This is a genomic window from Streptomyces sp. 549 (genome assembly GCF_030124175.1).
Lineage (GTDB): Bacteria > Actinomycetota > Actinomycetes > Streptomycetales > Streptomycetaceae > Streptomyces.
Map to the genome: position 1 here is coordinate 108,406 of NZ_JASKMT010000015.1, position 24,996 is coordinate 133,401.

Annotated in this window: 20 protein-coding genes; 16 read left to right on the top strand and 4 right to left on the bottom strand. The window is 76.2% G+C overall.

Annotated elements, in window-relative coordinates:
* Positions 1-17 precede the first annotated feature (17 nt).
* Together QNO07_RS17865 and QNO07_RS17870 are read right to left on the bottom strand one after the other, a co-directional pair.
* Positions 18-782: a hypothetical protein gene (locus tag QNO07_RS17865; RefSeq protein WP_283993109.1), complete on the bottom strand. Its 765-nt coding sequence runs from the start codon at positions 780-782 to the stop codon at positions 18-20.
* Between the two features lie 206 nt (positions 783-988).
* A complete protein-coding gene (locus QNO07_RS17870) occupies positions 989-2,914 on the bottom strand; it encodes a heavy metal translocating P-type ATPase (RefSeq protein ID WP_283993111.1) in 1,926 nt (641 codons plus the stop codon).
* A gap of 174 nt (positions 2,915-3,088) precedes the next feature.
* Between QNO07_RS17870 and QNO07_RS17875 the strand changes: the two genes are divergently transcribed.
* Both QNO07_RS17875 and QNO07_RS17880 read left to right on the top strand, forming a co-directional pair.
* Positions 3,089-3,439: an ArsR/SmtB family transcription factor gene (locus tag QNO07_RS17875; protein ID WP_283993112.1), complete on the top strand. Its 351-nt coding sequence runs from the start codon at positions 3,089-3,091 to the stop codon at positions 3,437-3,439.
* 218 nt (positions 3,440-3,657) lie between these two features.
* Entirely contained in the window at positions 3,658-4,149 is a 492-nt protein-coding gene (locus QNO07_RS17880; protein WP_283993113.1) for a helix-turn-helix domain-containing protein, read from the top strand.
* Between the two features lie 325 nt (positions 4,150-4,474).
* On the opposite strand, the gene QNO07_RS17885 is transcribed toward QNO07_RS17880, so the two are convergent.
* Positions 4,475-5,698 carry a hypothetical protein gene (locus tag QNO07_RS17885; protein ID WP_283993114.1) on the bottom strand — a complete coding sequence of 408 codons (1,224 nt, stop codon included), beginning with the start codon at positions 5,696-5,698 and terminating at the stop codon, positions 4,475-4,477.
* 137 nt (positions 5,699-5,835) lie between these two features.
* Here QNO07_RS17885 and QNO07_RS17890 point away from each other — a divergent pair, with 137 nt between their 5' ends.
* The 11 genes from QNO07_RS17890 to QNO07_RS17940 all read left to right on the top strand — a co-directional run bounded on the left by QNO07_RS17890 (position 5,836) and on the right by QNO07_RS17940 (position 18,844).
* Entirely contained in the window at positions 5,836-6,810 is a 975-nt protein-coding gene (locus tag QNO07_RS17890; RefSeq protein ID WP_283993116.1) for an ABC transporter substrate-binding protein, read from the top strand.
* Positions 6,811-6,869: 59 nt separating this feature from the next.
* Positions 6,870-7,910 carry a FecCD family ABC transporter permease gene (locus QNO07_RS17895; protein ID WP_283993139.1) on the top strand — a complete coding sequence of 347 codons (1,041 nt, stop codon included), beginning with the start codon at positions 6,870-6,872 and terminating at the stop codon, positions 7,908-7,910.
* The gene (locus tag QNO07_RS17900) at positions 7,907-8,953 is read left to right on the top strand and encodes a FecCD family ABC transporter permease (protein ID WP_283993117.1); all 1,047 of its coding nucleotides are present in this window, start codon (positions 7,907-7,909) and stop codon (positions 8,951-8,953) included. Before QNO07_RS17895 ends, QNO07_RS17900 begins: the two co-directional genes overlap by 4 nt.
* Positions 8,954-9,104: 151 nt before the next feature.
* Complete coding sequence (locus tag QNO07_RS17905; RefSeq protein WP_283993140.1) at positions 9,105-9,890, top strand: ABC transporter ATP-binding protein; 786 nt, start codon at positions 9,105-9,107, stop codon at positions 9,888-9,890.
* Between the two features lie 75 nt (positions 9,891-9,965).
* Positions 9,966-10,085, top strand: coding sequence for a streptamidine family RiPP (gene amiA, locus QNO07_RS17910; RefSeq protein WP_283993118.1), 120 nt, complete (start codon positions 9,966-9,968; stop codon positions 10,083-10,085).
* Positions 10,086-10,176: 91 nt separating this feature from the next.
* Entirely contained in the window at positions 10,177-11,064 is an 888-nt protein-coding gene (locus QNO07_RS17915) for a hypothetical protein (protein WP_283993120.1), read from the top strand.
* A complete protein-coding gene (locus tag QNO07_RS17920; protein WP_283993122.1) occupies positions 11,061-12,656 on the top strand; it encodes a CocE/NonD family hydrolase in 1,596 nt (531 codons plus the stop codon). The genes QNO07_RS17915 and QNO07_RS17920 overlap by 4 nt, the downstream gene beginning before the upstream one ends.
* Entirely contained in the window at positions 12,653-14,041 is a 1,389-nt protein-coding gene (locus QNO07_RS17925) for a YcaO-like family protein (protein ID WP_283993124.1), read from the top strand. Before QNO07_RS17920 ends, QNO07_RS17925 begins: the two co-directional genes overlap by 4 nt.
* Before the next feature lie 8 nt (positions 14,042-14,049).
* Positions 14,050-15,276, top strand: a complete 1,227-nt coding sequence (locus tag QNO07_RS17930) for a nitroreductase family protein (RefSeq protein WP_283993125.1) — start codon at positions 14,050-14,052, stop codon at positions 15,274-15,276.
* Positions 15,273-17,018 (top strand): ABC transporter ATP-binding protein/permease, encoded by a 1,746-nt coding sequence (locus QNO07_RS17935; protein ID WP_283993126.1) that lies wholly within the window; start codon positions 15,273-15,275, stop codon positions 17,016-17,018. Before QNO07_RS17930 ends, QNO07_RS17935 begins: the two co-directional genes overlap by 4 nt.
* Positions 17,015-18,844, top strand: coding sequence for an ABC transporter ATP-binding protein (locus QNO07_RS17940; RefSeq protein ID WP_283993127.1), 1,830 nt, complete (start codon positions 17,015-17,017; stop codon positions 18,842-18,844). Before QNO07_RS17935 ends, QNO07_RS17940 begins: the two co-directional genes overlap by 4 nt.
* A gap of 58 nt (positions 18,845-18,902) precedes the next feature.
* On the opposite strand, the gene QNO07_RS17945 is transcribed toward QNO07_RS17940, so the two are convergent.
* Entirely contained in the window at positions 18,903-20,603 is a 1,701-nt protein-coding gene (locus tag QNO07_RS17945; protein WP_283993128.1) for a PucR family transcriptional regulator, read from the bottom strand.
* Between the two features lie 338 nt (positions 20,604-20,941).
* On the opposite strand from QNO07_RS17945, the gene QNO07_RS17950 reads away from it, so the two are divergent.
* From QNO07_RS17950 to pucD, 3 genes are read left to right on the top strand one after another with little or no spacing between them, the layout of a single operon-like run.
* Positions 20,942-21,838, top strand: a complete 897-nt coding sequence (locus QNO07_RS17950) for an FAD binding domain-containing protein (protein WP_283993130.1) — start codon at positions 20,942-20,944, stop codon at positions 21,836-21,838.
* Complete coding sequence (locus QNO07_RS17955; protein WP_283993132.1) at positions 21,829-22,464, top strand: (2Fe-2S)-binding protein; 636 nt, start codon at positions 21,829-21,831, stop codon at positions 22,462-22,464. Before QNO07_RS17950 ends, QNO07_RS17955 begins: the two co-directional genes overlap by 10 nt.
* 2 nt (positions 22,465-22,466) lie before the next feature.
* Complete coding sequence (gene pucD, locus QNO07_RS17960) at positions 22,467-24,863, top strand: xanthine dehydrogenase subunit D (protein ID WP_283993134.1); 2,397 nt, start codon at positions 22,467-22,469, stop codon at positions 24,861-24,863.
* Positions 24,864-24,996 lie beyond the last annotated feature (133 nt).

Sequence of the window (24,996 nt, forward strand, 5' to 3'; positions counted from 1 at the left end):
GCTCCCCGAGGTCTCGCTCAGGCGGCCGGGAGCTGGCTCTCCAGCCAGGTGGGCACGCCGCCCAGCAGACGGAACAGCCGCTGTGCTTCGGCCCGCAGCCGGGACGCCTCGGGCTCAGGCTCGGCGTCCGCGAGCGCGGCCAGCGCGGGCGCCATGCCGACCAGGTAGCCCAGTTCCTCGCGTAGCCGCAGCGACTCGGCGAAGCCGTGCCGGGCCTCGGTCAACTCGCCCTCACGCAGGGCCAGTCCGGCCAGGTGCCGCCAGGTGAACGAGCACAGCAGGGCGTTGTTGTGGGCGGTCGCCCCCGCGTGCGCCCGCCGGTAGGCGGCACGCGCGGCCTGCGGGTTGTCCGCGAGGTGCTCGGCGACCAGGCCGCGCCGGAAGTCCAGCAGCGCGCGCCCGGGAGCGGTCGGCGGCAGCAGCGCGGCGGCCCGTCCCAGGGCCGCCCGAGCCTCGTCCGCCCGGTCCCGCACGCCCAGCACGGTCGAGGCGTAGGCGAGATGGCCGCGTGCGCAGGCCGCCGCGCCGCGGACCTCGTCGGCGACGGCGAGAGCCTCCGCGTTCCGCAGCGCGTCCTCCGCGTCCGCCCAGCCCGCCGCGGTGAACAGGCAGCGTTCCACCAGCAGCGCGGCCCGCTCCACGGCGACCTCGGCGTCCTGCGCGGCGTCCGCGCTCAGCAGCGCTGCGGCGTCCTCCCAGCAGCCGCGGGAACGCAGCCGCCACACCGCGCGGGCGAGCGGGTCCTCCCCCTCACCGTGATCCAGCCGTACCGAACGAGACATGGCGGATTCCGCCACAGTGCCCTCCCCAAGCGCGCCGTCGAGCCGGAATGTGTCGGATGTGGTCGCATCTCAGCACGGATCACGGCCCCGGCCAAGGGAAAAGTGTGAATCCCTTCACAATCTTGGTACCGGCGCCCACCCGGCCCCCCGTGGCACCGTCAACTCCGGCCGGTTCGCGGGGCCCTTCGGCGGCCGGGCCTGCGGCGTCAGGCGCGCCAGGCGCGGTCGCGCAGCAGGCGCAGCCCGTTCAGTCCGACCAGGACGGTGGAGCCCTCATGACCCGCGACGCCCAGTGGCAGCGGCAGGTGCCAGACCAGGTCCCAGGTGACGAGCACCACGATGGCGGTTCCCGCGATCACCAGGTTCTGCAGCACCAGCCGCCGGGCGCGGCGGGACAGTGCGACGAGAGCGGGCACTGCGGCCAGCTCGTCCCGCACCAGCACCGCGTCAGCGGTGCGCAGGGTGAGGTCGGCACCGCTGCCGCCCATCGCGATACCGGCGTGCGCGGCGGCCAGGGCGGGGGCGTCGTTGACGCCGTCACCGACGGCCAGCACCCGGCTGCCGGAGCGTTCCAACTCGCGGACGGCGTCCGCCTTGTCCTGCGGCAGCAGCGCGGCCCGCACCCGGTCCGGCCGGATGCCGGTCAGCCCGGCGAGCCGGGTCGCGGCGGCGGGGCGGTCACCGGTCAGCAGCAGTGGGGGTCGGCCGGTCAGCAGCTCCAGGCGTGCCACCGCCGCCGCGGCGTCGGCGCGGGGGCGGTCGACGAGGCCCAGCAGCCCGGCGGGCTCGCCGTCGACGCGCACCTCGGCGACGGTGCAGCCGTCCCGCTCCAGGGCGGCGACGGCCGCTGCCGCGGTGCCGCGCGGTGCGCTGATCTCGACGTCGCGTCCGGCGACCCGGGCGCGCACCCCGCGGCCCGGCAGCGCCTCGAAGTCGCTGACCGGCAGCGACTCCTCCTCCGGTGCGGCGGCGGCGACGGCCCGGCCGAGCGGGTGCTCGCTGCCGCGTTCGGCGGCAGCGGCGATCCGCAGCAGCTCCCGTTCGGTCCACTGCCCGAACGGGCGCACCTCGGCGAGCCGGGGGCGGCCCTCGGTGAGGGTGCCGGTCTTGTCCAGCACCACCTGGTCCACCGAGCCCAGCCGCTCCAGCACCGCCGCGGACTTCACCAGCACCCCGTGCCGGCCCGCGGTGGCCACCGCGGCCAGCAGGGGCGGCATGGTGGCCAGGACCACCGCGCACGGTGAGGCGACCACCATGAAGGTCATGGCGCGCAGCAGCGACGGCTCCAGGTCGGCGCCCAGCAGCATGGGCACGGCGAACACGGCGACGGTCGCCGCCACCATGCCGACGGCGTAGCGCTGCTCGATGCGCTCGACGAACAGCTGCCGGGGCGCCTTGGTGGCGCTCGCCTCCTCGACGGCGGCCACGATGCGGGCGATCACGGAGTCGTGGGCGGGCCGCCGGACCCGTACCCGCAGCACGCCGCTGCCGTTGAGGGTGCCGGCGAAGACCTCGTCGCCCTCGGTCCGCGGCACCGGGATGCCCTCGCCGGTGACGGACGCCTGGTCGACGTCGCTGGTGCCGCCGGTCACGATCCCGTCCGCCCCGACCCGCTCGCCGGGCCGCACCACCACGAGGTCGCCGACGACCAGTCGCTCGGCGGCGACCACCTCCTCCCGGCCGTCGGGGCCGACCCGGCAGGCCCGCTGGGGCGCCAGTTCCAGCAGGCTGCGTACCGAGTCCTCGGTACGCCGGGTGGCGAACGCCTCCAGCGCGCCGGAGGTGGCGAAGATGACGATGAGCAGCGCGCCTTCGAGTGGCTGGCCGATGGCGGCGGCGGCGAGTGCGGCGACGACCATCAGCAGGTCCACGTCGAGGGTGCGCTCGGCGAGCGCGGCGAGGCCGGACCGGGCCGGGTCCCAGCCGCCCGCGGCGTAGCAGAGCACCCACGCGGCCCAGGGCAGCCACGAGGGTGCGCCGCCGAAGTGCAGGCCGACGCCCACCAGGAAGGCCGCCGTGGCGAGTGCCGCCCAGCGGGCCTCGGGCAGCGTCAGCAGGACGCGGTACGGGCCGGGAAGGGCCGCCGCGCGGTCCGGCCGGGGCGCCGGTGGGCGGGTCGCGGTGAACGTCATGGGGGTCTCCGATGCGGAACGGCCGCCGGATGCGGCCGAACGGTGTGGACGGGGGCAGCGGGCGGGGTGGGTGCGGGATGTGTGCGCGGCCGGGCGGCGGTCGTGCACAATGGAGTGAACGGCTGAACACATGAAGAGGCATTCATGTATAGCGGAGACCGTACCATTCCCGCCATGGGACATGGAGTCGACGGACACGGCAGCCCGGCCGCGCGTCTGGATGCCGAGAGTGCGGCCACGGTCGCCGCCACGCTCCAGGCCCTCGCCACGCCGTCCCGGCTGCTGATCCTGGCCCGGCTGCGTGAAGGGCCGCTGCCGGTCACCGAGCTGGCCGAGGCGGTCGGCATGGGCCAGTCGGCCGTCTCCCACCAGTTGCGGCTGCTGCGGGCGCTGAGCCTCGTCAAGGGTGCCCGGGAAGGCCGCCGCATCGTCTACAGCCTGCACGACAGCCATGTCGCGCAACTGCTGGACGAGGCCGTCTACCACGTCGAGCACCTGCAACTGGGTGTACGGGACAGCCTCTAGTCGCCCAGAGGTCCCGTCCCGGGCCTGCCACGCCCAGGCGCCGCCGTCCGGCGTGAGGTCAACCGCCGGTTAACCGGTGCGGGGGTCACTGTTCGGGATTGCTCTGGTGCGCTGCGTCTCTTCCATGGCACCATGCAAGCCCGAAGTGCTCGGCCTTAACCGGTCGTTGATGGGCATGCCGGCACCCGGCCGGCGTCCCGCGGGGGAAGGCGGTGCGGATGACCGGCGACGCAGGGCGGCCGGTGGGTGCGGGCGGCACGCTCGCCGACCGGCTGAACCGCCTCTTCGCGCACATGCACCCGAAGGGCGCGCCGTGGACCAACGCGCGGGTGGCGGAGGAGATCTGCCGACGCCGGGAGGAGTTCGGCGGGGTCACGCTCACCGAGCAGTACCTGTCGATGCTGCGCACCGGCAAGCGCGCCAACCCGAGCCCGGACGTGCTGCGGGTCCTGGCCCGGTTCTTCGGGGTGCCGGCCGGCTACCTGCTGGGTGACCTCTCCCCCGAGCAGGCCGAACGGGTCGAGGAGGAGGTGCACTTCCTCGCGGCGATGCGCGACCAGCGGGTGCGCACCATCGCGCTGAGGTCCGTCGGGCTGCCTCCCGAGATACAGGACAGCCTGACCACGATCATCGGCCAGTTCCGGGAGCGGATGAACCTCCCGGCAGATCCGCCCGAACCGGGTGGAGACGGCAACCGGGGCGCCGGCTGAGGTGTTCCGGTCCTTTGACGAGGTGGCCCCGGACGGGGGTCTGGGCCGCCTGCGACAAGGGCGGCGCCGGGCGACAGGCCGGCCCGGCGCCGCCCCTGCACTCGCCCCGGCGTGCACGCCGGGGCGTGACCCCGGTGGCCGGATCTCGCCGCCCGCGGGTGTTCGGGCGGCAAGTGAACCGACGGGTGATGCATAACCGTTGGCCGATGCGGTAAAAAGGTTGTTGTCTGCCCGGTGTGCATCCCCCGTCGCACCGGGCAGGCTTTCTGTGCCCGCCTGAGGCTCGCCGCACACCGCCCGGCTCCGCGGCGGGGGTGGCGCCTGCTCAGCGGCCCAGGGGGTCCCCGTCGGCGCCGTCGCCCGGGGTCAGCAGCGCCAGGTGTCCGCCGTGGTCCAGCGGACTACCCGCCTTGAGCACCACCGGTTCGCCCGGTCGCTCGGCGTCGACGAGGTGGACCTCCCCGTGCCCGCCCCGGCTGACCGCCACCAGGGGCGATCCCGGGGACGCCGCCACGGCCCGGCGCTGCACGCCGTCCCAGGGGGTGCCGCCGGCCCGCGGGGCGCCTTCCATCGGGGCCAGCGGCACCCGGTGCTCCACCGCCGGGCCGTGCCCGCCCAGGTGCAGCAGGACGAGTTCGTCGCCGTCCGGGTGGACGCGGGCGAACGCGGCGTGCTGCCGGGTGAGTCCCATGCGGAACACCAGCCCGGGGCCGAGGTCCACCAGGTCTGTGGTCTGCTCGTCCAGGCGGTGGCGCCACGCGGTGTTCGTCCACTCCGGCCAGCGCCGCGGGTCGGCGGGGCCGCCGCGCAGGCAGGACCACAGGTGACGGCGGCGGGCGTCGAAGCGCAGGAAGTAGCCGCGGCCGTCGGTGCCCCAGGGCAGCGGGTCCTCCGCGAGGAGGGTGTCGCCCTCCCGTCGGGCCCGGTGCACGCCGTCGCCGGTGGCGGCGAACACCCGCTGGTGCAGCGGGTCCTGGGCGTCGCCGTGGCCGTCGTCGGGCAGCGGCAGCGCGCTCAGCGGGGGAGCGGCCTGCGGGCAGCCCGGTTCGGACGCGAGCAGGTCGCGGTGGCGGTGGGCGTCGAGCGAGCCCGGCTCGCGGTGGCGCAGCACCACCAGGGGGTCCGGGCCGCCGAGCATGCTCACGCCCGGCTCTCCGGTGCGCACCCGGACGCGGACGGCGTCCCGGGTGGGCAGGTCCACGACGGTCAGCAGGTCCGACCAGGGCTCCGCGTGGCAGCCGAGACCCGAGGTGACGGCGAGTCGGAGACCGGCCGGGTCGGCCGCCAGGTGCTCGGCGGGCACGGCCACCGGTATCTCGGCCTGCGTCAACGGCCGCCCCTCCGCGGCCCCGAACGGGTCGAGCACCAGCAGGGCGCCGGCCCGGTCGTCCACGCAGGCGACCCGGTCACCGGGCAGTGCCAGGAAGCCGGCGTGCTCCGACGGGTGGCGCCGCTCCAGGTGGGCGACCCGGTCGCCGTGCGGGAGCCCCAGCACGCTCAGCGAGCCCCGTACGTGGTCGGCGACGAGCAGCAGCGGATCGGCGGTCATGAGTGGTCGCCTCCAGAAGGGGTGTTCCGTGACTTTGATAATGATTATCATGTGTACCCTCCTGTGCGGGGGGTCACCGGGGCGTCCCTCCGCCGCATCGTGCCGTGCCCCGCAGTACACAGAACCGAGGGCCGCACATGTCGCGCTCACCCATTCGTTCCGTCCGGGGCCGGCTGGCCGCCGCCGCGCTGGGCTTCCTGCTGGTGGGCTGCGGGGCGGCCACCGAGGAGGCGTCCACCGACTCCCGCGCCGAGAAGAAGACCGAGGTCGACGTCGAACCGATCAAGGCAGCGAAGCAGATCACCGACGCCCGCGGCGTCGAGGTGTCGCCCGGCAAGACCCCCCAGCGCATCGTGTGCCTGGTGGCCCTGTGCGACGACATGCTCATCGAGCTGGGCATCACACCGGCGGCCACCAACAACGAACTCCTTGCCCAGAAGGGCTTCCTGGGCAAGGAGAAGGCCGCAGACGTTCCCGTCGTGCCCGGCGGCTTCATCGCGCCCGAGGTCGAGGCGATCCTCTCCCACAAGCCCGACCTGGTCATCGGGCTGTCGGACACCCACGGCAAGCTGGCCCCGGCACTCAAGGGCGCCACCACGTTCTGGCCGGTCCAGCCCGAGAAGTGGCAGGACAGCGTCGGCTACCTCCGCGACCTGGCCGCGCTCACCGGCCGCACCGACGAGGGCGAGAAGGCCGAGCGCACCTTCCGCACCAAGCTGGCCGACGCCGAGAGGAACCCCAGCGACCGCACCGCCCTCATCATCTTCGGGAGCGACGAGAACTTCGGGGTCGCCACCCCGGGCACCGACGTGACCGCCGGGCTCTTCCCCAAGCTGGCCGACTACCCGTGGAAGTCGCGCGGCGTGGAGGGCACCTACAGCCTGGAGGAGATCCTGGCGAAGGACGTCGACGTGCTCTTCGTGGAGACCATGTCCTTCGGTGAGAGCGACGGCAAGCTCTCCGAGAAGCTCGCCGGCAACCCGCTGTGGAAGAAGATCCCCGCCGTCCGCGACAACGAGGTGCACGAGGTCAACTCCGAGGTGTGGGCCAAGGGCCGCGGCACCCGCTCGCTCGGCATCGTCCTGGACGAGGCCACGGCCGCACTGCGGTGAGGCTCCGCAGCGACTCCTTCGGCGGCCCGCACGCGGGCCGCCGTCTCGCCGTCGCCCTGCTGCTGCTCGCGGTCGCGGCGCTCTGCGCACTCACCCTCGGCACGCCGCACGTCCCCGTGCGGGCGCTGCCCGCGGCGCTGACGGGCGGCGACGACCTGGCCGCGGTCGTGGTCGGCGAACTGCGCCTGCCCCGGCTGATGCTGGCGGTCGTCGCGGGGGCCTGCCTGGGCGCGGCAGGCCTGGTCCTGCAGGAGGCCCTGCGCAACCAGCTCGCCGTACCGGAGATGCTCGGGGTGTCCTCCGGAGCGGCGCTGGGAGTGGCCGCGCCGCTGGTGCTCGCGGTGTCCATCCCGGCGCTGGTCCAGCCGCTGCTGGCGCTGGCCGGGGCGACCGTCGGCGGCGCGCTGACGCTGCTCGCCGCCGGAATCGGCCGCAGCCCCTCCGCCGTCCTGCTGACCGGTGCTGCCGTGGCCGCGGCACTCCAGTCCGGCCTGCTGGTGATGATGGTGCTCGCCGACCAGCTCGACCTCCAGCTCATCTACCGCTACCTGCTCGGCTCGCTCTCCGGACGGACCTGGGACGACGTCAGCGGGCTGTGGCCCTGGCTGCTCGTCGCCGTCCCTGCCTTGGTGCTGTGCGCCCCCGTGCTCGCCGTGCTGCGACTGGGCGACGAGGACGCGCAGGCGCTCGGCGTCCGCCCGCACCGGGCCCGGTTCGCCGCACTGGCCGTCTCGGTGGTGCTGATCGCGCCGGTGGTGGCGGTCTGCGGTCCGGTCGCCTGGGTCGGGTTCCTCGCGCCGCAGCTGGCCCGCCGTCTCGATCCGAGCGGTGACGCGGTGCGCTGGCTGCCGTGGTCGGCGCTGTGGGGCGCGGTTGTCGTGGTGGTCGCCGACCTGCCGGCCCGGCTGGCCCTCGCTCCGGTGGAGACGCCCGTCGGGGCGTGGACGGCGCTGCTGTGCGTGCCGGCCGGTGTGCTGCTGCTCCGCTCGGGCCGCCGCGCCCGGCGCAACCCGAAGGAGCCCGCACCGCACGGTGGTCCCGGCACGCCCGCGCCGGACGGGCGGCCCGGTGTTCCGCAGTCCAAGGAGGCGGTCCGATGAGTCTCGGCCTGTCCGTGGTGCGGCGTCCCCGCACCCGTCTCCTGCTGCTGGCGCTGCTGGTGCTGGTCGTCGCCGTACTGGGAGTGCTGGCCGGACGCGCCCTCACCCCGGCAGCCGTCGCCGACGTGCTGGCCGGCGGCGGGGACGCAACCGACCGGCACGTGCTGTTCCAACTCCGCCTGCCGCGGGTGCTGGTGGCGCTGGGCGCCGGTGCGTCCCTGGGGGTGGCCGGGCTCGTGCTCCAGTCGGCGCTGCGCAACCCGCTGGCCGGTCCGGAGGTCACCGGTGTCACCCCCGGGGCCGTGCTCGGCGCGGTCACCGCCACCGGCCTCGGGCTCGCGAGCTGGGAGTCGCCCGCGGCCGTGGTGGTGGCGGCCACGCTCGGCGGTTTCACCGGCGCGGCTCTGCTGTGGCTGATGGCCGGCCGCGACCGCTCAGCGGCAGGCGACCCGGCCGGGATCGCCGTGCACGGCGTGCTCGTCTCGGCCGTGCTGGGCGGCCTCACCGCGATGATGCTGCTGGTGGCGCCCGGCGAACTGGGCAGCGTCGTCCAGTGGCTGGTCGGCACCACCGAGGGCCGGGTGTGGGACCACTGGCACCTGCTGTGGCCCTGGGCGCTGGTGTGGGCCGTCGCGGCCTGGCTGCTGACGGGTCCTCTGACGCTGCTGCGCTGCGGCGACGAGCAGGCGGGCGCAGCCGGGCTGGCCGCCGGCCCGGCCCGGGTGCTCGCCCTGGTCGTCGCGGTGGCGCTGACCGCCGGAGCGGTCGCGGCGGTGGGCGCGCTGGGGTTCGTGGGACTGCTGGTCCCGCACGTCGCGGTGGCCCTGTTCGGCGCCGACCTGCGCGTGACACTGCCCGGCGCGGCGCTTGCCGGTGCGGTGGTGGTCGGCGGCGCCGACGCCCTCGCCCAGGTGTGCGGTCGCGTGCTGGCGGTGGCGTTGCACTCCGACCGGCTCGCGCTGCCGGTGGGCGCGGTCACCACCTGCGTCGGCGCGGTGCTGCTGCTCGTGGTGGTGCGCCGGGCGCCGGACCGGTCCCACTGAGCCGCCGCACCCGGCTCGTTCCCCCAACCAACCCGGCAACCGGGAGGCACGGACAGTGAGTTCATCAACGACGCGCACCGCGTCGGACGCCGCAGGCGCGTCGGGCACGAAGGCGCCGGGTGCGGCCCACGCGGCCGGCCCGGGAACGGGCATCGAGCTGGCGGGTGTCACCTTCGGCTACCCGGGCCGGCCGGTGCTGCGCGGGGTCGACCTGCGGATCGAGCCGGGGGAGCTGACCGCGCTGATCGGGCTCAACGGCTGCGGCAAGTCCACCCTGCTGCGCCTCGCCGCGGGCCTGCTGCGCCCCACCGCGGGGCGAGTGCTGCTCGGGGGTGACGACGTGGCGCGGCTGTCCCGGCGGGCCGCGGCCCGCCGGGTCGCGCTGCTGCACCAGGCGGCTCCGGCCGTACCCGGCATGACGGTGGGCCAGCTGGTGCGCCAGGGCCGCTACGCGGCCCGGGGTCCGCTTGGCATGCTCGGCGGCGGGGAGGACGCGGCGGTTCGCCGTGCGCTGGCGGACGTGGGGGTGTCGGACTGGGCGGAGCGCCCGGTGGACGCGCTGTCGGGCGGTGAGCGGCAGCGGGTGCGCCTGGCGATGGCGCTGGCGCAGGACACCCGGGTGCTGCTGCTGGACGAGCCGACGACCTACCTGGACCTGCGGCACCAACTGGAGGTGCTGCAGACGGTGGTGCGCATCCGGGCCGAGCGCGACCTCACGGTGGTGATGGTCCTGCACGACCTGGCTCACGCCGCCCGGTTCGCCGAACGGCTGGTCGCCCTGCGCGACGGCCTCGTGGTCACGGACGGGCCCCCGGCGGAGGTGGTGACGCCGCGTCTGCTCGCCGAAGTGCTGGACGTCCAGGGGCGAGTGGGCCGCGACCCGGTGGGCGGCTGGCCGGTGTGTTACCCGGATCACCCGATGCCCTCTAGCAACTGACAATCATTTTCAATAGAGTGTGCGTGCGACGTCCGAACGGACATCGCATCACCCCGTCTACAGGGAGGATCCACCATGGAGCAGACCAACGAGCAGGTCTTCGCCCCGATCGCCGACCCGGGTCAGCTGGCGCACGCCTCGGCGACGCACTCCAACGCCCTCGTCGAGAACCCCTTCGACGACGGCGAGGAGTAAGACCACGCTGCGGGCCCGCCCGGTGCACACCACCGGGCGGGCCCGCTTCGCACTGCCCGCCCGCAGCCCACCGCCCACAGGGAGAAGCCACGTGACCCGCAGCCAGCTCGCACCCGGCGTCGAGATGGTCTCCGTGCCCGGCCACGGCCTGGCCGTGCGCACCGCGGCGGGCGACTTCCTTCGGGTCAATCCCGGCGACGTGCCTGCGGAGGCGCTGCTCGACCGGCTCGCCGGCGGCCCCGGCACCCACGGCGGCACCCGACTGGCCACCGTCGTCGCCCAGTTCGAGCAGGCCGGCTACGCGGGAGAGGACCACGGCCGCGACTGGCCCGCCGCCCTGCGCGACGTCTGGCTGCTGGGCGATCCCGCCGTCACCGAGCCGCTCACCGCCCACCTGCGGGCGTCGGGCGCCGAGCCGCGCACCGTGCGGCCCGCCGACCTCCACCCCGTCACCGCTTCCCCCGCCGTGCCGCCCGCCGCGGGCCACGGTCGCCCGGCGGCGGTGGTCTGGTGCCTCGACGGGCCCGTGCCGGAAGGGCTGTGGGACGCCGCCGACCGGCTGCCGGAGCGCGGCGCCGCCTGGCTGCGCTGCCACCGCGAGGGCTGGCTGGGCTGGATCGAACCGCTGGCCGTCAGCGCCGGCGACCCGACCTCCGCCCACGTCCGGGCCCGCCGCCTCGCCGCCACGCCCGCCCACCGCGAACTCGCCGCCTACTGGCAGGGCGCCCGCACCACCGGGCACCCCGCCCGGCCCTCCACCGCGGCCTACGGTCTGCTCGCCGCCCTGCTGGCGGCCGATCTCACAGAATGGGCGGCACCGCACAGTGCGACGGACGCACCGGACGGCCCGCTCGACGCGGACACACCGCTGCCCGCCAACCGCCGCCTGCGCCGGATCGACCTGCGCCGACTCACGGTGACCGAGCACCCCGTGCTGCCCGTGCCCCCGGTGGCGCCCCTGCCCCGGCCCACGACGTGACGCCGTCCCCGCGACCCGTCGCCTCCCCCCGAGCCGTCCAGTCCCCACGGCCCGTCCAGTCCCTTCGCCCCGCCGCCGCGGACGGCACCGAACTCGCCACCGACCTCTGCCTTCCCGACGGCCCGGGACCGTTCCCCGCGGTCCTGCTGCGCACCCCCTACGACCGGCGCAGCCACCACGGTGAGCTGCGCGGCTGGGCCCGCCACGGCTTCGCCGCCGTCGCCCAGGACGTACGCGGACGGCACGCCTCCGGCGGCACCTGGCGCCCCTACCGCCATGAGGCCGCCGACGGAGCCGCCACCCTGCGCTGGCTGCGCGGTCGGCCCTGGAGCGACGGCCGGGTGGTCGCGGCCGGCGGCTCCTACGCCGCGCACTGCGCCCTCGCGCCCGCCCTCGCCGCCCCCTCCGGCGGGCAACCGGACGACCGGCCCGACGCGGTGCTCGCCGCGGTGCCCGCGCTGGGCGCCGCCGAGACCGCCCGCGAGCCCTCCGGCCCCGAACGGCTGCTCTCCCGGGCCGGCTGGTGGGCCGCGCACGGCGACCGCCACGACTCCGACGACCAGGCCCTCGACCGCGCCCTCACCGCAGACCCGCACCTGCTGGAGGCGCTGCCGCTGACCGGCCTGCCCGCCCGGCTCGGCCGCGACCTGCCCTCGTGGCCCGCCCTGTGGCGGGCCGACCGGGCGCACGGGCTGCTCGACCGGGCCGGCCACGCCCGTATCCCGCTGCTCGCCGTCGGTGGCACCCACGACGCCTTCGCCGCCGACACCCTGCGACTGTGGCAGCGCTGGGGCGGCCCGTCCGCGCGGCTGCTGCTCGGCCCCTGGGGGCACGCGCTCACCGCCGACCCCGGCCCGGACGCCACCCCCGCCCACGCCCTGCCGCTCGGCCGCCTCCAGGCGACCTGGGCCCGCGCCGCACTCGACGGGCAGCTCCGCGACGGCCGGTACGGCGCCCTGGCGCTCGGCGGCAGCGCGCTGTGGCTCCCGGCCGCAGCCGCCCGCACCGACCCCGCGAGCGGCACCGCGCTGCACTTCGACCGGCCCGGCGGCCTCCAAACCCTGCGCGGCGCGAGCTTCCTCGCCGACCCGGCCCGTCCGGCCCGCTCGGACACGCTCACCGTGCCCACCGACGGCACCCCGGACCGGCTGCTGCTGGCCGGCGCCCCGCTGCCGCAGCCGCTCGACCTGCTGGGCACCGCAGAGGTCCGCTTCCGAGCCGTGTCGAACACCGCGCACGCCGACTGGGCCGCGCGGCTCGTCGCGCTCGCGCCCGACGGCACCGCGCGGGCACTGGCCACCGGCGTCGTCCGGCACCACCACCCGCCGGGCCGGGCCGGCGACGTCACCGTCACCCTCGGCCCGCTGGGCTGCCGACTGCCCGCCGCGACCCGGCTGCGGCTGGAGGTCCTCGGCCACCACTTCCCCGCGCACGCCCGCAACCCGCACACCGGCGAGGCCCCGGTGACGGCCACCCGGCTGCTGCCCTCACAGCGCGAAGTGCACACCGGTCAGGGCGCGTTGTGGCTCCCCGCCCTCGAAACCCGCGACCCCGCCGACGCCGTCGACCCCCGACAGGAGATCTGCCGATGAGCCGCCCGCCGGTGCTGCCCTGGCACGCACTCGTCGACCCCGTCTGCGGTGTCGTCCGCAGCGTCGCCCCCGTCGACCACCCCGAAGGCGCGCCGCCGCGCTACACCGCGATGACCGCCGAGGTCTCCGACGCCCGCAGGCTCGGGGCCTGGCCCGCCGACCGGGTGTCGCTCGGCACCACCTTCGGCGACCCCGACGGTGCGCGGATCGCCGCCGTCGCCGAAGCGGTGGAACGGTACTGCGGCAACCGCGTGCCGCCGCCCGGCCACCCGGACGCGCCGCTGCGCGACACGGCCGACGGCCTGCGGTCCCGCGGCCTGCGGCTGTACGGCCCCGACGACGTGCCGCACCACGCGCCCTGGCAGTACACACGCGCGAAGTTCCCGTACCGCCCGCTGCGCGGCGACACACCCGCGCTGTGGACCCGCGGAGTGGAACTGCTCCCCGGCGGCGAGACGGCCGAGTGCTGGGCGCCCGTCTCCCTCACCCACCTCAACTGGCGTCAGGGCGAGTTGCGGGAACTGCCCCGCACCCACCACCTCAACTACGCGGGCATAGCCACCGGCCAGGGCCTGGACGACGCCGTCGAACGCGGCCTGCTGGAGGTCGTCGAACGCGACGCGCTGGAACTGTGGTGGCACCTCGACGGGCCGACCCGCGGCATCGACCCGCACAGCGTGCCCGGTCTCAGCGCCGACCTCGCCGGCACCGACCTCGAGGTGTCCGTCGTGGAGATGCCCTCGGAGTTCGCCCCCTGCATGGCCGCCCTGGTCCACGACCGGGCCCGCGGCATCCACGCCGCCGGCTTCGCCTGCCGCTTCGACCCGGCTGAGGCCGCCCGCAAGGCCGTACTGGAAGCCGTGCACACCTGGGTGTTCACGCTCGGCCTTACCGACCCCGACGGCTGGGTCTTCCAGGCCGTCGAGGCCGGTCTGCTCGCCCGCGGCCTCTACCTCGACCACCGCGCCGACGGTCGCTACCTCGACTCCTGCGGCACCGACTTCGCCGCCGTGCGCGACCTCGGGGCCCACGTGCAGGTGTGGCTCGACGAGCGGACCGCGCCGCTCGCCCGGCGCTTCACCCACCCCGCAGGACCGGTCGTGCCCGTCGACCAGGTGCGGCCCGGCAGCCGCGAGCAACTGGACGCCCGCCTGCGGGAGGGCGGGCACCGCGTGGTCACCGCCGACCTCACCACCGAGGACGTGGCCGAGACCCCGCTGCGGGTCGCCCGGGTCCTCGTCTCCGGCCTGATACCCAACGCCCCCGCCGCCTTCGCCTACTTCGGCTGCCCCCGGTTCGCCGGGGCCGCGCTGGAGCGGAGGTGGCGCGGGACCCCGCCGACCGGCCCGGAGGACTTCACCCTCACTCCGCCGCCGCACATGTGAGGCCGCGCATGTCCCAGCGCCCCCCGGCCGCGCCCGCCCCCCGAGCCCCCGCTGCCGACGGTGAAACCGACCTGCGGGCGGTGCTCGCGCGGGCCCGCAGCGCCGAGGTCCCCGGCCCCGACACCGACCCCGGGCCGCTAGCCCCCGCCTGGCCGGGCCCGGGACGCTGCATGGCCCAGGCCGGCCCGGGCGAACTCGACCTGTGGTGGCTGCTGCGGCTCTCCCTCGCCGCAGGCGACGCAGGAGGCCGGCTACGCCCGGCCCCCTCCGCGGGCGGCTGCCACCCGGTCGACGCCGTGCTGACCGTCGGCCCCGACTGCTCCGAGCCGCCCGGACGCTACGGATACCAGCCGCTCACCCACCGGCTCCACCCGCTCGGCCCCGCCCCGCCCGGCACACCGCCGGGCGCCACCGTCGCACTCGACGTCACGCTCCGCCGCACCGCAGGCCACTACGGGCACCGCGCCTGGCCGCTGGTGCTGCTGGACACCGGCCACGCCGCCGCCGCACTCCACCTGGCCGCCGACGCCCTCGGCATCCCCGCCGCGCCGGACCTCGACGGGACCGCGGCCCACCCGCTCGCCACGGTCCGCTTCCGCGCCCCCACCGCGGACAACCGGCCATTGCCCGCACGAACCCGCCCCACCGCCCGGCAGCTGCTGGCCCGGCGCAGCGCCGGGCCGCCGCTCACCGGGCAGCCCGAACTGCCCCTGCTGCGTCAGCTGCTGGCCACCGCGGGGAAGAGCGGCGACAACCTCGGCTGGTGCGTGGCGCTCGGCCCGCCCGACCCCCACCTGCTGACGCTCGACCCCGGCGGTGCACCGCGGCGCCTCGCCGCGGGCGACGCCCGTCCCGCACTGGCCGGCTGGGCGGCCGGCCAGGCGTGGATCGCCGAAGCGGGCGCGGTGCTGCTCGCCCACGGCTGCCCCGACGACTCCACCGGCGCCGCCATCCGCCGCGCCCACCTCCAGGCCGGCTACGGCGTCGGCCTCGCCCTGGGCGCCGCCGACGCCGCCGGACTGCGCACCAGGCCCGTCGGGTCCTGGCAGCACGCCGACCTGGGCGCCGCACTGGGCGGCCCGCCGGGCCGGGACCGCGTCGTGCACGGCCTCGTCCTCGCCGCCGCACCCGGGCAGGACGGCCCCGCCCCGACCGTCCGTCCCGGCGCCGAACCGCCCACCGGGGCCGACGCCGACCCGCCCCACCCCCCGCCACTCCGGGAGAACAACCGATGAACGTGCATCCGGAACTACTAGCCGCCGCGCGCCCGGCCCGCCGCCCGCTGCTCGGCGCCACCGCGCTGCTCACCGCGGTCACCGCCGGGCACGTCGCGCAGGCCGTCCTGCTCGCCTTCGCGCTCGCCGCCGTGGCCCGCGGCGAGACGGAACGGCTGCCGCTGCTGATCGGTGCCGTGCTCGCGGTCGCCGCCGTGCGGGCCCGGCTCGCCTGGTGGCAGCGCCGGACCGCCGCCGACGCCGGCACCCGCGCCCGGGTCGCGCTGCGCGACCGGCTGGTGGGCCACCTCGCCGCGCTCGGCCCGGCCCACCTCACCGCCTCCCGGGCCGGTGCCGTGCGCACCACGCTGGTGGACGGTGTGGAAGGCGTGGACGCCTACCTCTCCCGCTACCTGCCGCAGCTCGTCGTGACCTGCGTGGTGCCGCCGCTGCTGCTCGTCGGCATCGCGCTGCTGCCCGGCCCGCCCGTACTGCTGCTCGGCCTGGTTCCGGCGCTGCTGCTCGCCCTGCTCGGCCCGCGGGCCTGGGACCGCCTGCTGGCCCGCCGCGGACGGGAGCACTGGGACACCTACGAGGCGCTCGGCGCCGACTACCTGGAGGCACTCCAGGGCATGCCCGCGCTGCGGGCCGCCGGCGCGGTCTCCAGGACCCGCGAGCGACTGCAGCGCCGCTCGGCCGCCCTGCACCGCGCGACCGTGGCCAAGCTGCGGGTGTCGCTGGTCGACACCGCGCTCACCGACCTCGCCGTGCAGGGCGGCACCGCCGCCGCCGCGCTGCTGGCGTGCTGGTCCGCGGTCTCCGGCCACACCACCGCGACCGGCACCTACCTGCTGCTGCTGCTCGCCTCCGAGTGCTTCCGCCCGATCCGCGACCTGTCGCGGGAGTGGCACGCCGGATACCTCGGCGCGTCCGCCGCCGACGGGCTGGCCGCCCTGCGAACCGCCCGTCCGGAGGTCGCCGACACCGGTACCGGCACCGAACGGCCCGCCGCGGCCCCCGAGATACGTTTCGAGAAGGTCACCTTCCGCTACCCGGACGCGGCCGGACCCGCCCTGCGCGACGTCAGCTTCACCGCGCCCGCCGGGCGCACCACCGCCGTCGTCGGCCCGTCAGGCGCCGGCAAGTCGACCCTGGTGGCGCTGCTGCTGCGGGAGCGGGAACCGCAGCACGGCCGCGTGCTGCTCGACGGCCGGGACGTCGCCGACCGCACGCTGCACGCACTGCGCCGGGGCGTGGCCGTGGTCTCCCAGGAGACCTACCTCTTCCACGCCTCCGTCGAGGACAACCTGCGCCTGGCCCGGCCCGGAGCCACCGACGCCGAACTGCGGGCGGCAGCCGCCTCGGCAGGCGTGCACGAGGAGATCACCGCGCTGCCCGACGGCTACGCGACCGTGCTCGGCGAGCGCGGCGCGACCCTCTCCGGCGGGCAGCGGCAGCGCCTCGCGCTGGCCCGCGCGCTGCTCGCCGACGCGCCGGTGCTGGTGCTCGACGAGGCGACCAGCGCGGTCGACGAGCGCCGCGAGGCCCGCATCACCGCCGAACTGCTCGCCGCGGCCCGCGGACGGACCTGCCTGGTCGTCGCCCACCGGCTGGCCGCCGTGCAGGACGCCGACCGCATAGTCGTCCTGGCCGCCGGCCGGGTGGACGCGGTCGGCGACCACCGCACGCTGCTCGCCGCCGACGGCACCTACGCCGCGCTGCACCGCGCCGACCGGACCTGCGAAGGAGAGCGCGCCGCATGACCACCGCGACCACCCCCGACCCCGCCGCGACCACCCCCGACCCGGCCGTGACCGCCCCCGCCCCGGCCGCCCCCGCCCCGCTCCCGCCGCGCGGCGCGCTGCGGGCCCTGCTGCCCGCACTGGCCCGGCACCCCGGCGTCGTCGTCCGCACCTGCGGGGCGGCGCTCGCCGAACAGGCGGCGCTGGTCGCGCTGGTGGCGCTGGCCGCGCACACCGTCGGCACGGCCGTGCTCGACGGCACCGCGCCGTCGGGCGGCACGGTCGCGGTGCTGGTGGCGCTGGTCCTGCTGCGGGCCTTCACCACCTGGCGGGAGATGGACCTCTCGCACGACCTCGCCTACCGGGTGCTCGCCGAACTGCGCGTCGGCGTGTTCGACGGACTGGCCCGCAGCGCGCCCGCCCGGGTCGCGGGCAAACGCAGCGGCGACCTGGCGGCGACCGCCATGTCGGACGTCGAGGCGCTGGAGTTCTTCTACGCGCACACCACCGCGCAGCTGCTCGCCTCCACCACGGTGTGCGCGGCCGGCGGCACGGTGCTGCTGGTGGTGGAGCCGTGGCTGGCCGTCGCGGTGCTGCCGGTCGCGCTGCTGCTGATGCTCGCCCCCGTGGCCGAGGGCCGGGCACGGGCCGCGCGGGGCGCGCGCACCCGGGCGGCGTCCGCGGCCCTGTCGGCGGACACCGTGGACACCGTGGACGGGCTGCGCGAGCTGCTGGCGTTCGACGGCCTGGACCGCCGCCGGGAGCTGCTGGCTCAGCGCGGCCGTGAGGTCGGGGCGGCCCAGCGCGAGGAGGCGTCGCTTGAGGCGGGCGCCTCGGCGGTGCGGGACCTGCTGGTGGTCGCCGCGGTGCTGGCAGCGGTGGCCGCCGCCGGGCACGCGGTGGCCGGCGGGCGCCTCGAAGGCGCCTGGGCGCCCGCGGCGATGGCGCTGGCACTGGGCGTGCTGGCGCCCGTCGCCGAGACCGGCCGGGCGCTGGCCCAGGCGGTGGGCCTGCGCGCCGCCGCCGCACGCGTCGGCGCCGCGGTGCGTGCGCCCGCCGCCGCCCCGCCGCCGAAGACACCCCGGCCGCTGCCCGACGGGCCGCTGGGGGTGCGCATCTCGGGCGTGCGGTTCGGCTACGACAGCGGCCCGGTGCTCGACGGCCTGGACCTCGCGGTGCCTGCCGGGCGCACGCTGGCCCTGGTCGGCGCGTCGGGGGCGGGCAAGTCGACCCTCGCGCACCTGCTGGCCAGGTTCTGGGACCCGGCCGAGGGCGCCGTCACCCTGGAGTCGGCCACCGGCGAGCAGGTGGACCTGCGCGAACTCGCCGACGCCGACCTGCGGCGGGCGATCGCCGTGGTCGGCCAGCAGACGCCGCTGTTCCACGGCACCCTCGCCGAGAACCTGCGGCTGGCCGCCCCGGACGCCGACGAGCGGGCGGTCGAGGAGGCGGCACGGCTGTGCGGGGTGGACCGGATAGCCGACGGACTGCCCGACGGCCTCGGCAGCACGGTGGGGGAGCGCGGCGCGACGCTGTCCGGCGGCCAGCGCGCCCGGGTGGCGCTGGCCCGCGCGGTTCTGGCCGACCCCCGCGTGCTGGTGCTGGACGAGACCACCGCGCACCTGGACACCGCGGGCGACGCCGAACTGGCGGCGGCGCTCGCCGCGGCGTCCACCGGCCGGACCACCGTGGTCATCGCGCACCGCCCTGCGACCATCCGGCGGGCCGGAACGGTCGCCGTCCTGGAGCACGGCCGCATCGCCGAGCAGGGCACCTGGGAGGAGCTGACCGCCCGCGGCGGGGCACTGGCGCGGGTGCTGGGCCGGCAGCCGCCCGGCACCGGCTGACCGGACCTCCGGGCCGTCCCCGGGGGGCGGCCCGGGGGCATGCGGGCGCGGCGCGCGGTCAGCTCATGCGGAGGGCCAGGAAGAAGTCCAGCTTGTCCTCCAGCCGGGACAGGTCCCGGCCGGTGAGCTGCTCGATCCGGCCCATGCGGTACCGCAGTGTGTTGACGTGCAGGTGCAGCCGGGAGGCGCAGCGGGTCCAGGAGCCGTCCGCGTCGAGGAACGCCTCCAGCGTCGGGACCAGCTCGGCCCGGTGCCGCTGGTCGTAGTCCCGCAGCGGGTCCAGCAGCCGCGCGGTGAACGCCCGGCGCACGTCGTCGGGCACGAACGGCAGCAGCAGCACGTGCGAGGCCAGTTCCTCGTGCCCGGCGGCGCACACCCGCCCCGGGCGGGCAGCGGCGACCCGCCGGGCGTGCCGGGCCTCCTCCAGCGCGCCGCGCAGCCCCTCGGCGGACAGCACGGTCGCGCTGACCCCCAGCGTCAGTCGCCCGTCGTCGGCGAGGCCGCGCTCCAGCGGGGCGCGCACCGCGGCGAGCAGCGTCTCGGCCTCCAGGCCCAGCCGGGCGGACGCGGGCGCTCCCGCGCCGCCGTCCTCGGCCGACTCCTCGGGAACGGCCGCCAGCGGGACCAGTGCCACGGCCTCGTCGCCGGTGTGCGCCACCGCGATGCGGTCGGCCGGGTCCGGCCCTGCGGCACGCGGGTCGACCAGCGTCTCCTCCAGCAGCGACTGGGCGACCGGACCGGCGGCGAGGTCACCGCCCGCCCACTCGACGGACGCCACCACCACCTGCCAGTGCGGGGCGGTGCCCAGGCCCGGCAGCAGCACGGGCGCCGCCACCCGCAGCCTGGCGGCGATCTCGGCGGGCGGCGCCCCCGACACCACCAGCTCCAGCACCTCCTGGGCGAGGCGCCGGCGCACGCTGCGCGCGGCGTCCCTGCGGTCGCGTTCCACCGCGATGAGCTGCGTGACCCCGTGCAGCAGGTCGAGGCGCTCGGCGGGCCAGTCCCCGGCGTCGGCCTCCACTGCCAGCAGCCAGTCGGAGAGCACCGTCTCCCGGGGGTCGCGGCTCTCGCCCCGCACCGGGAACAGGGAGTACGCCACCGGGCCCTGCGGAAGGTCGACGGACACCCGGTAGGGCGCGCGCCGCCCGCTGCGCACTCCCGCCAGGTGCTCCCCGGCCAGCCGGGCGCGCACCGCCGGCGGCAGTGCCGGGGTGTGCGAGCCGGGCGCGGCGCCGGCGACCTGGCGGCCGGTGGGGGAGAGCACCCACGCGCGCAGGTCCAGGTCGCTGCCGAGCAGGTCCAGGACGACGTCGGGGCCGCCGCCGGCCGGGCCTGCGGTCATCATGCGGCGGTGCCGGTCCACGACGGCCGCCAGGTCCCCGGCCCGCTCGCCGGAGACCTGCCGGACCACGTGCTCGGTGATGGTGGCGAAGGCAACGTCCTCGTCGACGGCGAACAGCGGCAGCCGGTGCCTGGCGCACGCCGCCACCAGGTCGTCCGGGATCGGCCCCAGCTCGGCCTCCCCGGCGGCGAGCCCGGCGACGGACGCGGCGGCCAGGGCGCGCACGAACGGCTCGGAGTCAGCGGCCTCCCGTCGCCACGCCAGGCCGGTCAGCACCAGTTCGCCACCGGTGAGGTAGCGGCTGGGGTCGCGCAGGTCGGTGGTCATCACACCGCGGACCGTGCGGTCCAGTTCGGCCTCGCCGCCGAGCAGCCGCAGGCCCAGCGTGCCGGTCTCCAGCAGTGCCCGCAGCCGCATGTCCCGTCCACCGTTCCCTCGTGTGTCACCGCTGTGTGGCTTCGCGGTTTCCGCCGAACGATATTTCAGCCAGCCCGCCCCGCTCTTTGTCCGAATCTACAAGACCGGGCGGCCGACCAGCCAACTGCTTCATGCCTTCGGTGACTGCACCGGCCGTCCTCCGACCGGTCTACTTGGGCCACACCTGATGAACGACGCGTGAACGAGCCTCCGGGAACGGGAGGACCCGTTCGGGAAGCATCCCCCGTGCACACCCCACAGCAAGCGGCACCGGAGCACACCACAAGCAGCGGACGGCGGCCCCCACCGCACCCTCGAGCGATCCGAGAAGAGAAACCATGGACTTCCTGCGCCCAGCCAGCTGGGAGGAGGCGCTCGCCGCGAAGGCGGAGCACCCCACGGCTGTGCCCATCGCGGGCGGCACCGACGTCATGGTCGAGATCAACTTCGACCACCGGCGGCCCGAGTACCTGCTGGACCTGAACCGCATCGGCGAACTGCACGAGTGGGAGGTCGGCGAGGAGAACGTCAGGCTCGGCGCCGCCGTGCCCTACACCCAGATCATCGACCACCTGCACACCGAGCTGCCGGGGCTGGCCCTGGCCGGGCACACCGTCGGCTCGCCGCAGATCCGCAACCGCGGCAGCGTCGGCGGCAACCTCGGCGCGGCCTCCCCGGCCGGCGACTCGCACCCGGCGCTGCTCTCGGCGGGCACCGAGGTGGAGGTCGCCTCGGTCCGCGGCACCCGCTTCATCCCCATCGACGCGTTCTTCACCGGGGTCAAGCGCAACGCGCTGGAGCCCGACGAGCTGATCCGGTGCGTGCACATCAAGAAGGCGGCGGGCCCGCAGCAGTTCTCCAAGGTCGGCACCCGCAACGCCATGGTCATCGCGGTGTGCGCCTTCGGTATCGCCCTCCACCCCGACACCCGGACCGTGCGCACCGGCATCGGCTCCGCCGCGCCGACGCCGGTGCGGGCGCGGGCCGCGGAGGACTTCCTCAACGCCGCGCTGGCCGACGGCGGCTTCTGGGAGAGCGGCAAGACCATCACCCCGTCCGTCGCCCGCCAGTTCGCCGACCTCGCCGCCGGCGCCTGCAACCCCATCGACGACGTCCGCGGCACCGCCAAGTACCGCCGGCACGCGGTGGCCGTCATGGCCCGCCGCACGCTCGGCTGGACCTGGGACGCCTACCGCGGCGCCCGCCGCACCGAAGGAGGCGCACAGTGCGCGTGAACTTCACCGTCAACGGACGGCCCCACGAGGCCGACGACGTCTGGGAGGGCGAGAGCCTGCTCTACGTCCTCCGCGAGCGCATGGGCCTGCCCGGTTCGAAGAACGCCTGCGAACAGGGCGAGTGCGGCTCCTGCACGGTACGGCTGGACGGCGTGCCGGTGTGCGCCTGCCTGGTCGCCGCCGGGCAGGTCGAGGGCCGCGAGGTCGTCACCGTCGAGGGGCTGGCGGACTTCGCCGCCGCACGCGACGGCGGCTGTGCCTCAGGTGCCTCAGGTGTGTGCGGCACCGACCCCGACGCGGCCCGCAGCTGGCAGGCCCGCCCAGACCAGGGCACGTCCCCGGCGGCAGGCACGGCGGCGACCGGCGAGACCGCTCCGCTGGCCCCGATCCAGCAGGCGTTCATCGACGCCGGAGCCGTGCAGTGCGGCTTCTGCACGCCGGGCCTGCTGGTCGCGGCCGACGAACTGATCGAGCGGTGCCCGCAGCCGTCCGACGCCGACATCCGCGAGGCGCTGTCCGGCAACCTGTGCCGCTGCACCGGCTACGAGAAGATCCTCGACGCGGTCCGCCTGGCGGCTGCCCGCGGCGGGTCGGACACCGCCCCCACCGCCGGAACAGGGGCCTGAGCATGAGCGACGTCACCCGTACACCCACCAGCCTGACGCAGGGCAGCCCGACCCGCGGCGGCATCGGCGAGTCCACGCTGCGGCCCGACGGCCATCTGAAGGTCACCGGCGAGTTCGCCTACTCCTCGGACATGTGGCACGAGGACATGCTGTGGGGCCACACCCTGCGCAGCCCGCACGCGCACGCCGAGATCCGCTCGGTCGACATCTCCGCCGCGCTCGCCCAGCCCGGCGTCTACGCCGTGCTGACCTGGGACGACCTGCCGACGGACGTGAAGAACTACGGGCTGGAGATCCAGGACACGCCCGTGCTCGCCCACGGCCGGGTCCGCCACCACGGCGAACCGGTGGCGCTGGTCGCCGCCGACCACCCCGAGACCGCCCGCCGGGCCGCCGCGAAGATCGTCGTGGACTACGCGGAGCTGCCCGTGGTGCACGACGAGGAGTCGGCGACCGCCGACGGCGCCCCGCTGCTGCACCCGGGCCGCGACGACCACCACGCCGGGCACGTGCCGCACCCCAACATCGTCCACCGCCAGCCCATCGTGCGCGGCGACGTCGCGGCGGCCCGCGCCCGGGCCGACGTGATCGTCACCGGCGACTACGAGGTGGGCATGCAGGACCAGGCGTTCCTGGGCCCGGAGTCCGGCCTCGCGGTGCCCGCCGAGGACGGCGGCGTCGACCTGTACGTCGCCACCCAGTGGCTGCACTCCGACCTGCGGCAGATCGCCCCGGTGATCGGCCTGCCGGAGGACAAGGTCCGTATGACGCTGTCCGGCGTCGGCGGCGCCTTCGGCGGACGCGAGGACCTGTCGATGCAGATCCACGCCTGCCTGCTGGCGATGCGCACCGGCAAGCCCGTCAAGATGGTCTACAACCGGTTCGAGTCGTTCTTCGGGCACGTGCACCGCCACCCGGCGAAGCTGACCTACGAGCACGGCGCCACTCGCGACGGCCGGATCACCCACATGACCTGCCGCATCGTGCTGGACGGCGGCGCCTACGCGTCCGCGTCGCCCGCGGTGGTCGGCAACGCCTCCTCGCTGTCGGTCGGCCCCTACGTCATCGACAACGTCGACATCGAGGCCGTCGCGCTCTACACCAACAACCCGCCGTGCGGGGCGATGCGCGGCTTCGGCGCGGTCCAGGCGTGCTTCGCCTACGAGTCGCAGATGGACCGCCTCGCCGCCGAGCTGGGCATGGACCCGGTGGAGTTCCGGCAGCTCAACGCCATGTCGCAGGGCACGCTGCTGCCGACCGGCCAGCCGGTGGACTCACCCGCCCCCGTCGCGGAACTGCTGCGCCGGGTCAAGGCGATGCCGATGCCGCCGGAGAAGCAGTGGGAGACCGGCACCGAGCAGCACGGAACCTCCGCGGACGTGCGGGCCCTGCCCGGCGGCCTGTCCAACACCACGCACGGCGAAGGTGTGGTGCGCGGCGTCGGCTACGCGGTCGGCATCAAGAACGTCGGCTTCTCCGAGGGCTTCGACGACTACTCCACGGCCCGGGTGCGCCTGGAGGTCATCGGCGGTGAGCCGGTGGCCATGGTGCACACGGCGATGGCCGAGGTCGGGCAGGGCGGTGTCACCGTGCACGCCCAGATCGCCCGAACCGAGCTGGGCGTCACCCAGGTCACCATCCACCCGGCGGACACCCGCGTCGGTTCGGCCGGCTCCACGTCGGCGTCCCGCCAGACCTACGTCACCGGCGGCGCCGTCAAGCACACCTGCGAGGCCGTGCGGGAGAAGGCGCTGGAACTGGGCCGGGCCCGGTTCGGCACGTACCACCCCGCCTGGGCCACCGCCGAGCTGCTGCTGGAGGGCGGCAAGGTCGTCACCGACGGCGGCGAGGTGCTCGCGGATCTGGCCGAGGTGCTGGAGGGCGAGTCGATCGACATCGAGCTGGAGTGGCGGCACCGCCCCACCGAGGCGTTCGACCTGCGCACCGGCCAGGGCAACGGCCACGTGCAGTACTCCTTCGCCGCGCACCGCGCGGTGGTGGAGGTCGACACCGAGCTGGGCCTGGTCAAGGTCATCGAGCTGGCCTGCGCCCAGGACGTGGGCAAGGCCCTCAACCCGCAGTCGGTCGTCGGCCAGATCCAGGGCGGCACCACCCAGGGCCTCGGCCTGGCGGTGATGGAGGAGATCGTCGTCGACCCCAAGGCGAAGGTCCGCAACCCCTCGTTCACCGACTACCTGATCCCCACCATCCTGGACACGCCGACCATCCCGGTCGACGTGCTGGAGCTGGCCGACCCGCACGCGCCCTACGGCCTGCGCGGCATCGGCGAGGCACCGACGCTCTCGTCCACCCCGGCGGTGGTCGCGGCGATCCGCCAGGCAACCGGTCTGGCCCTGGCCCGCGTACCGGTCCGTCCCGAGCACCTGACCGGCACGTGAGGCACTCCGGGCGGGGCACACCCGGCGAGCGACCCGCACCGCGGGGTCCCGGCGAGCCGCCCCGCCCGGGCCCCCCCCCCCCCCCCCCCCCCCCCCCCCCCCCCCCCGCCCCCCCCCCCCCCCCCCCCCCCCC

Excerpts from the sequence above, each read along its gene's own strand:
- QNO07_RS17865 (WP_283993109.1), bottom strand. The coding sequence starts at position 782 with ATGTCTCGTTCGGTACGGCTGGATCACGGTGAGGGGGAGGACCCGCTC.
- QNO07_RS17870 (WP_283993111.1), bottom strand. The coding sequence starts at position 2,914 with ATGACGTTCACCGCGACCCGCCCACCGGCGCCCCGGCCGGACCGCGCG.
- QNO07_RS17875 (WP_283993112.1), top strand. The coding sequence starts at position 3,089 with ATGGGACATGGAGTCGACGGACACGGCAGCCCGGCCGCGCGTCTGGAT.
- QNO07_RS17880 (WP_283993113.1), top strand. The coding sequence starts at position 3,658 with ATGACCGGCGACGCAGGGCGGCCGGTGGGTGCGGGCGGCACGCTCGCC.
- QNO07_RS17885 (WP_283993114.1), bottom strand. The coding sequence starts at position 5,698 with ATGACCGCCGATCCGCTGCTGCTCGTCGCCGACCACGTACGGGGCTCG.
- QNO07_RS17890 (WP_283993116.1), top strand. The coding sequence starts at position 5,836 with ATGTCGCGCTCACCCATTCGTTCCGTCCGGGGCCGGCTGGCCGCCGCC.
- QNO07_RS17900 (WP_283993117.1), top strand. The coding sequence starts at position 7,907 with ATGAGTCTCGGCCTGTCCGTGGTGCGGCGTCCCCGCACCCGTCTCCTG.
- amiA (WP_283993118.1), top strand. The coding sequence starts at position 9,966 with ATGGAGCAGACCAACGAGCAGGTCTTCGCCCCGATCGCCGACCCGGGT.
- QNO07_RS17925 (WP_283993124.1), top strand. The coding sequence starts at position 12,653 with ATGAGCCGCCCGCCGGTGCTGCCCTGGCACGCACTCGTCGACCCCGTC.
- QNO07_RS17930 (WP_283993125.1), top strand. The coding sequence starts at position 14,050 with ATGTCCCAGCGCCCCCCGGCCGCGCCCGCCCCCCGAGCCCCCGCTGCC.
- QNO07_RS17935 (WP_283993126.1), top strand. The coding sequence starts at position 15,273 with ATGAACGTGCATCCGGAACTACTAGCCGCCGCGCGCCCGGCCCGCCGC.
- QNO07_RS17940 (WP_283993127.1), top strand. The coding sequence starts at position 17,015 with ATGACCACCGCGACCACCCCCGACCCCGCCGCGACCACCCCCGACCCG.
- QNO07_RS17945 (WP_283993128.1), bottom strand. The coding sequence starts at position 20,603 with ATGCGGCTGCGGGCACTGCTGGAGACCGGCACGCTGGGCCTGCGGCTG.
- QNO07_RS17950 (WP_283993130.1), top strand. The coding sequence starts at position 20,942 with ATGGACTTCCTGCGCCCAGCCAGCTGGGAGGAGGCGCTCGCCGCGAAG.
- pucD (WP_283993134.1), top strand. The coding sequence starts at position 22,467 with ATGAGCGACGTCACCCGTACACCCACCAGCCTGACGCAGGGCAGCCCG.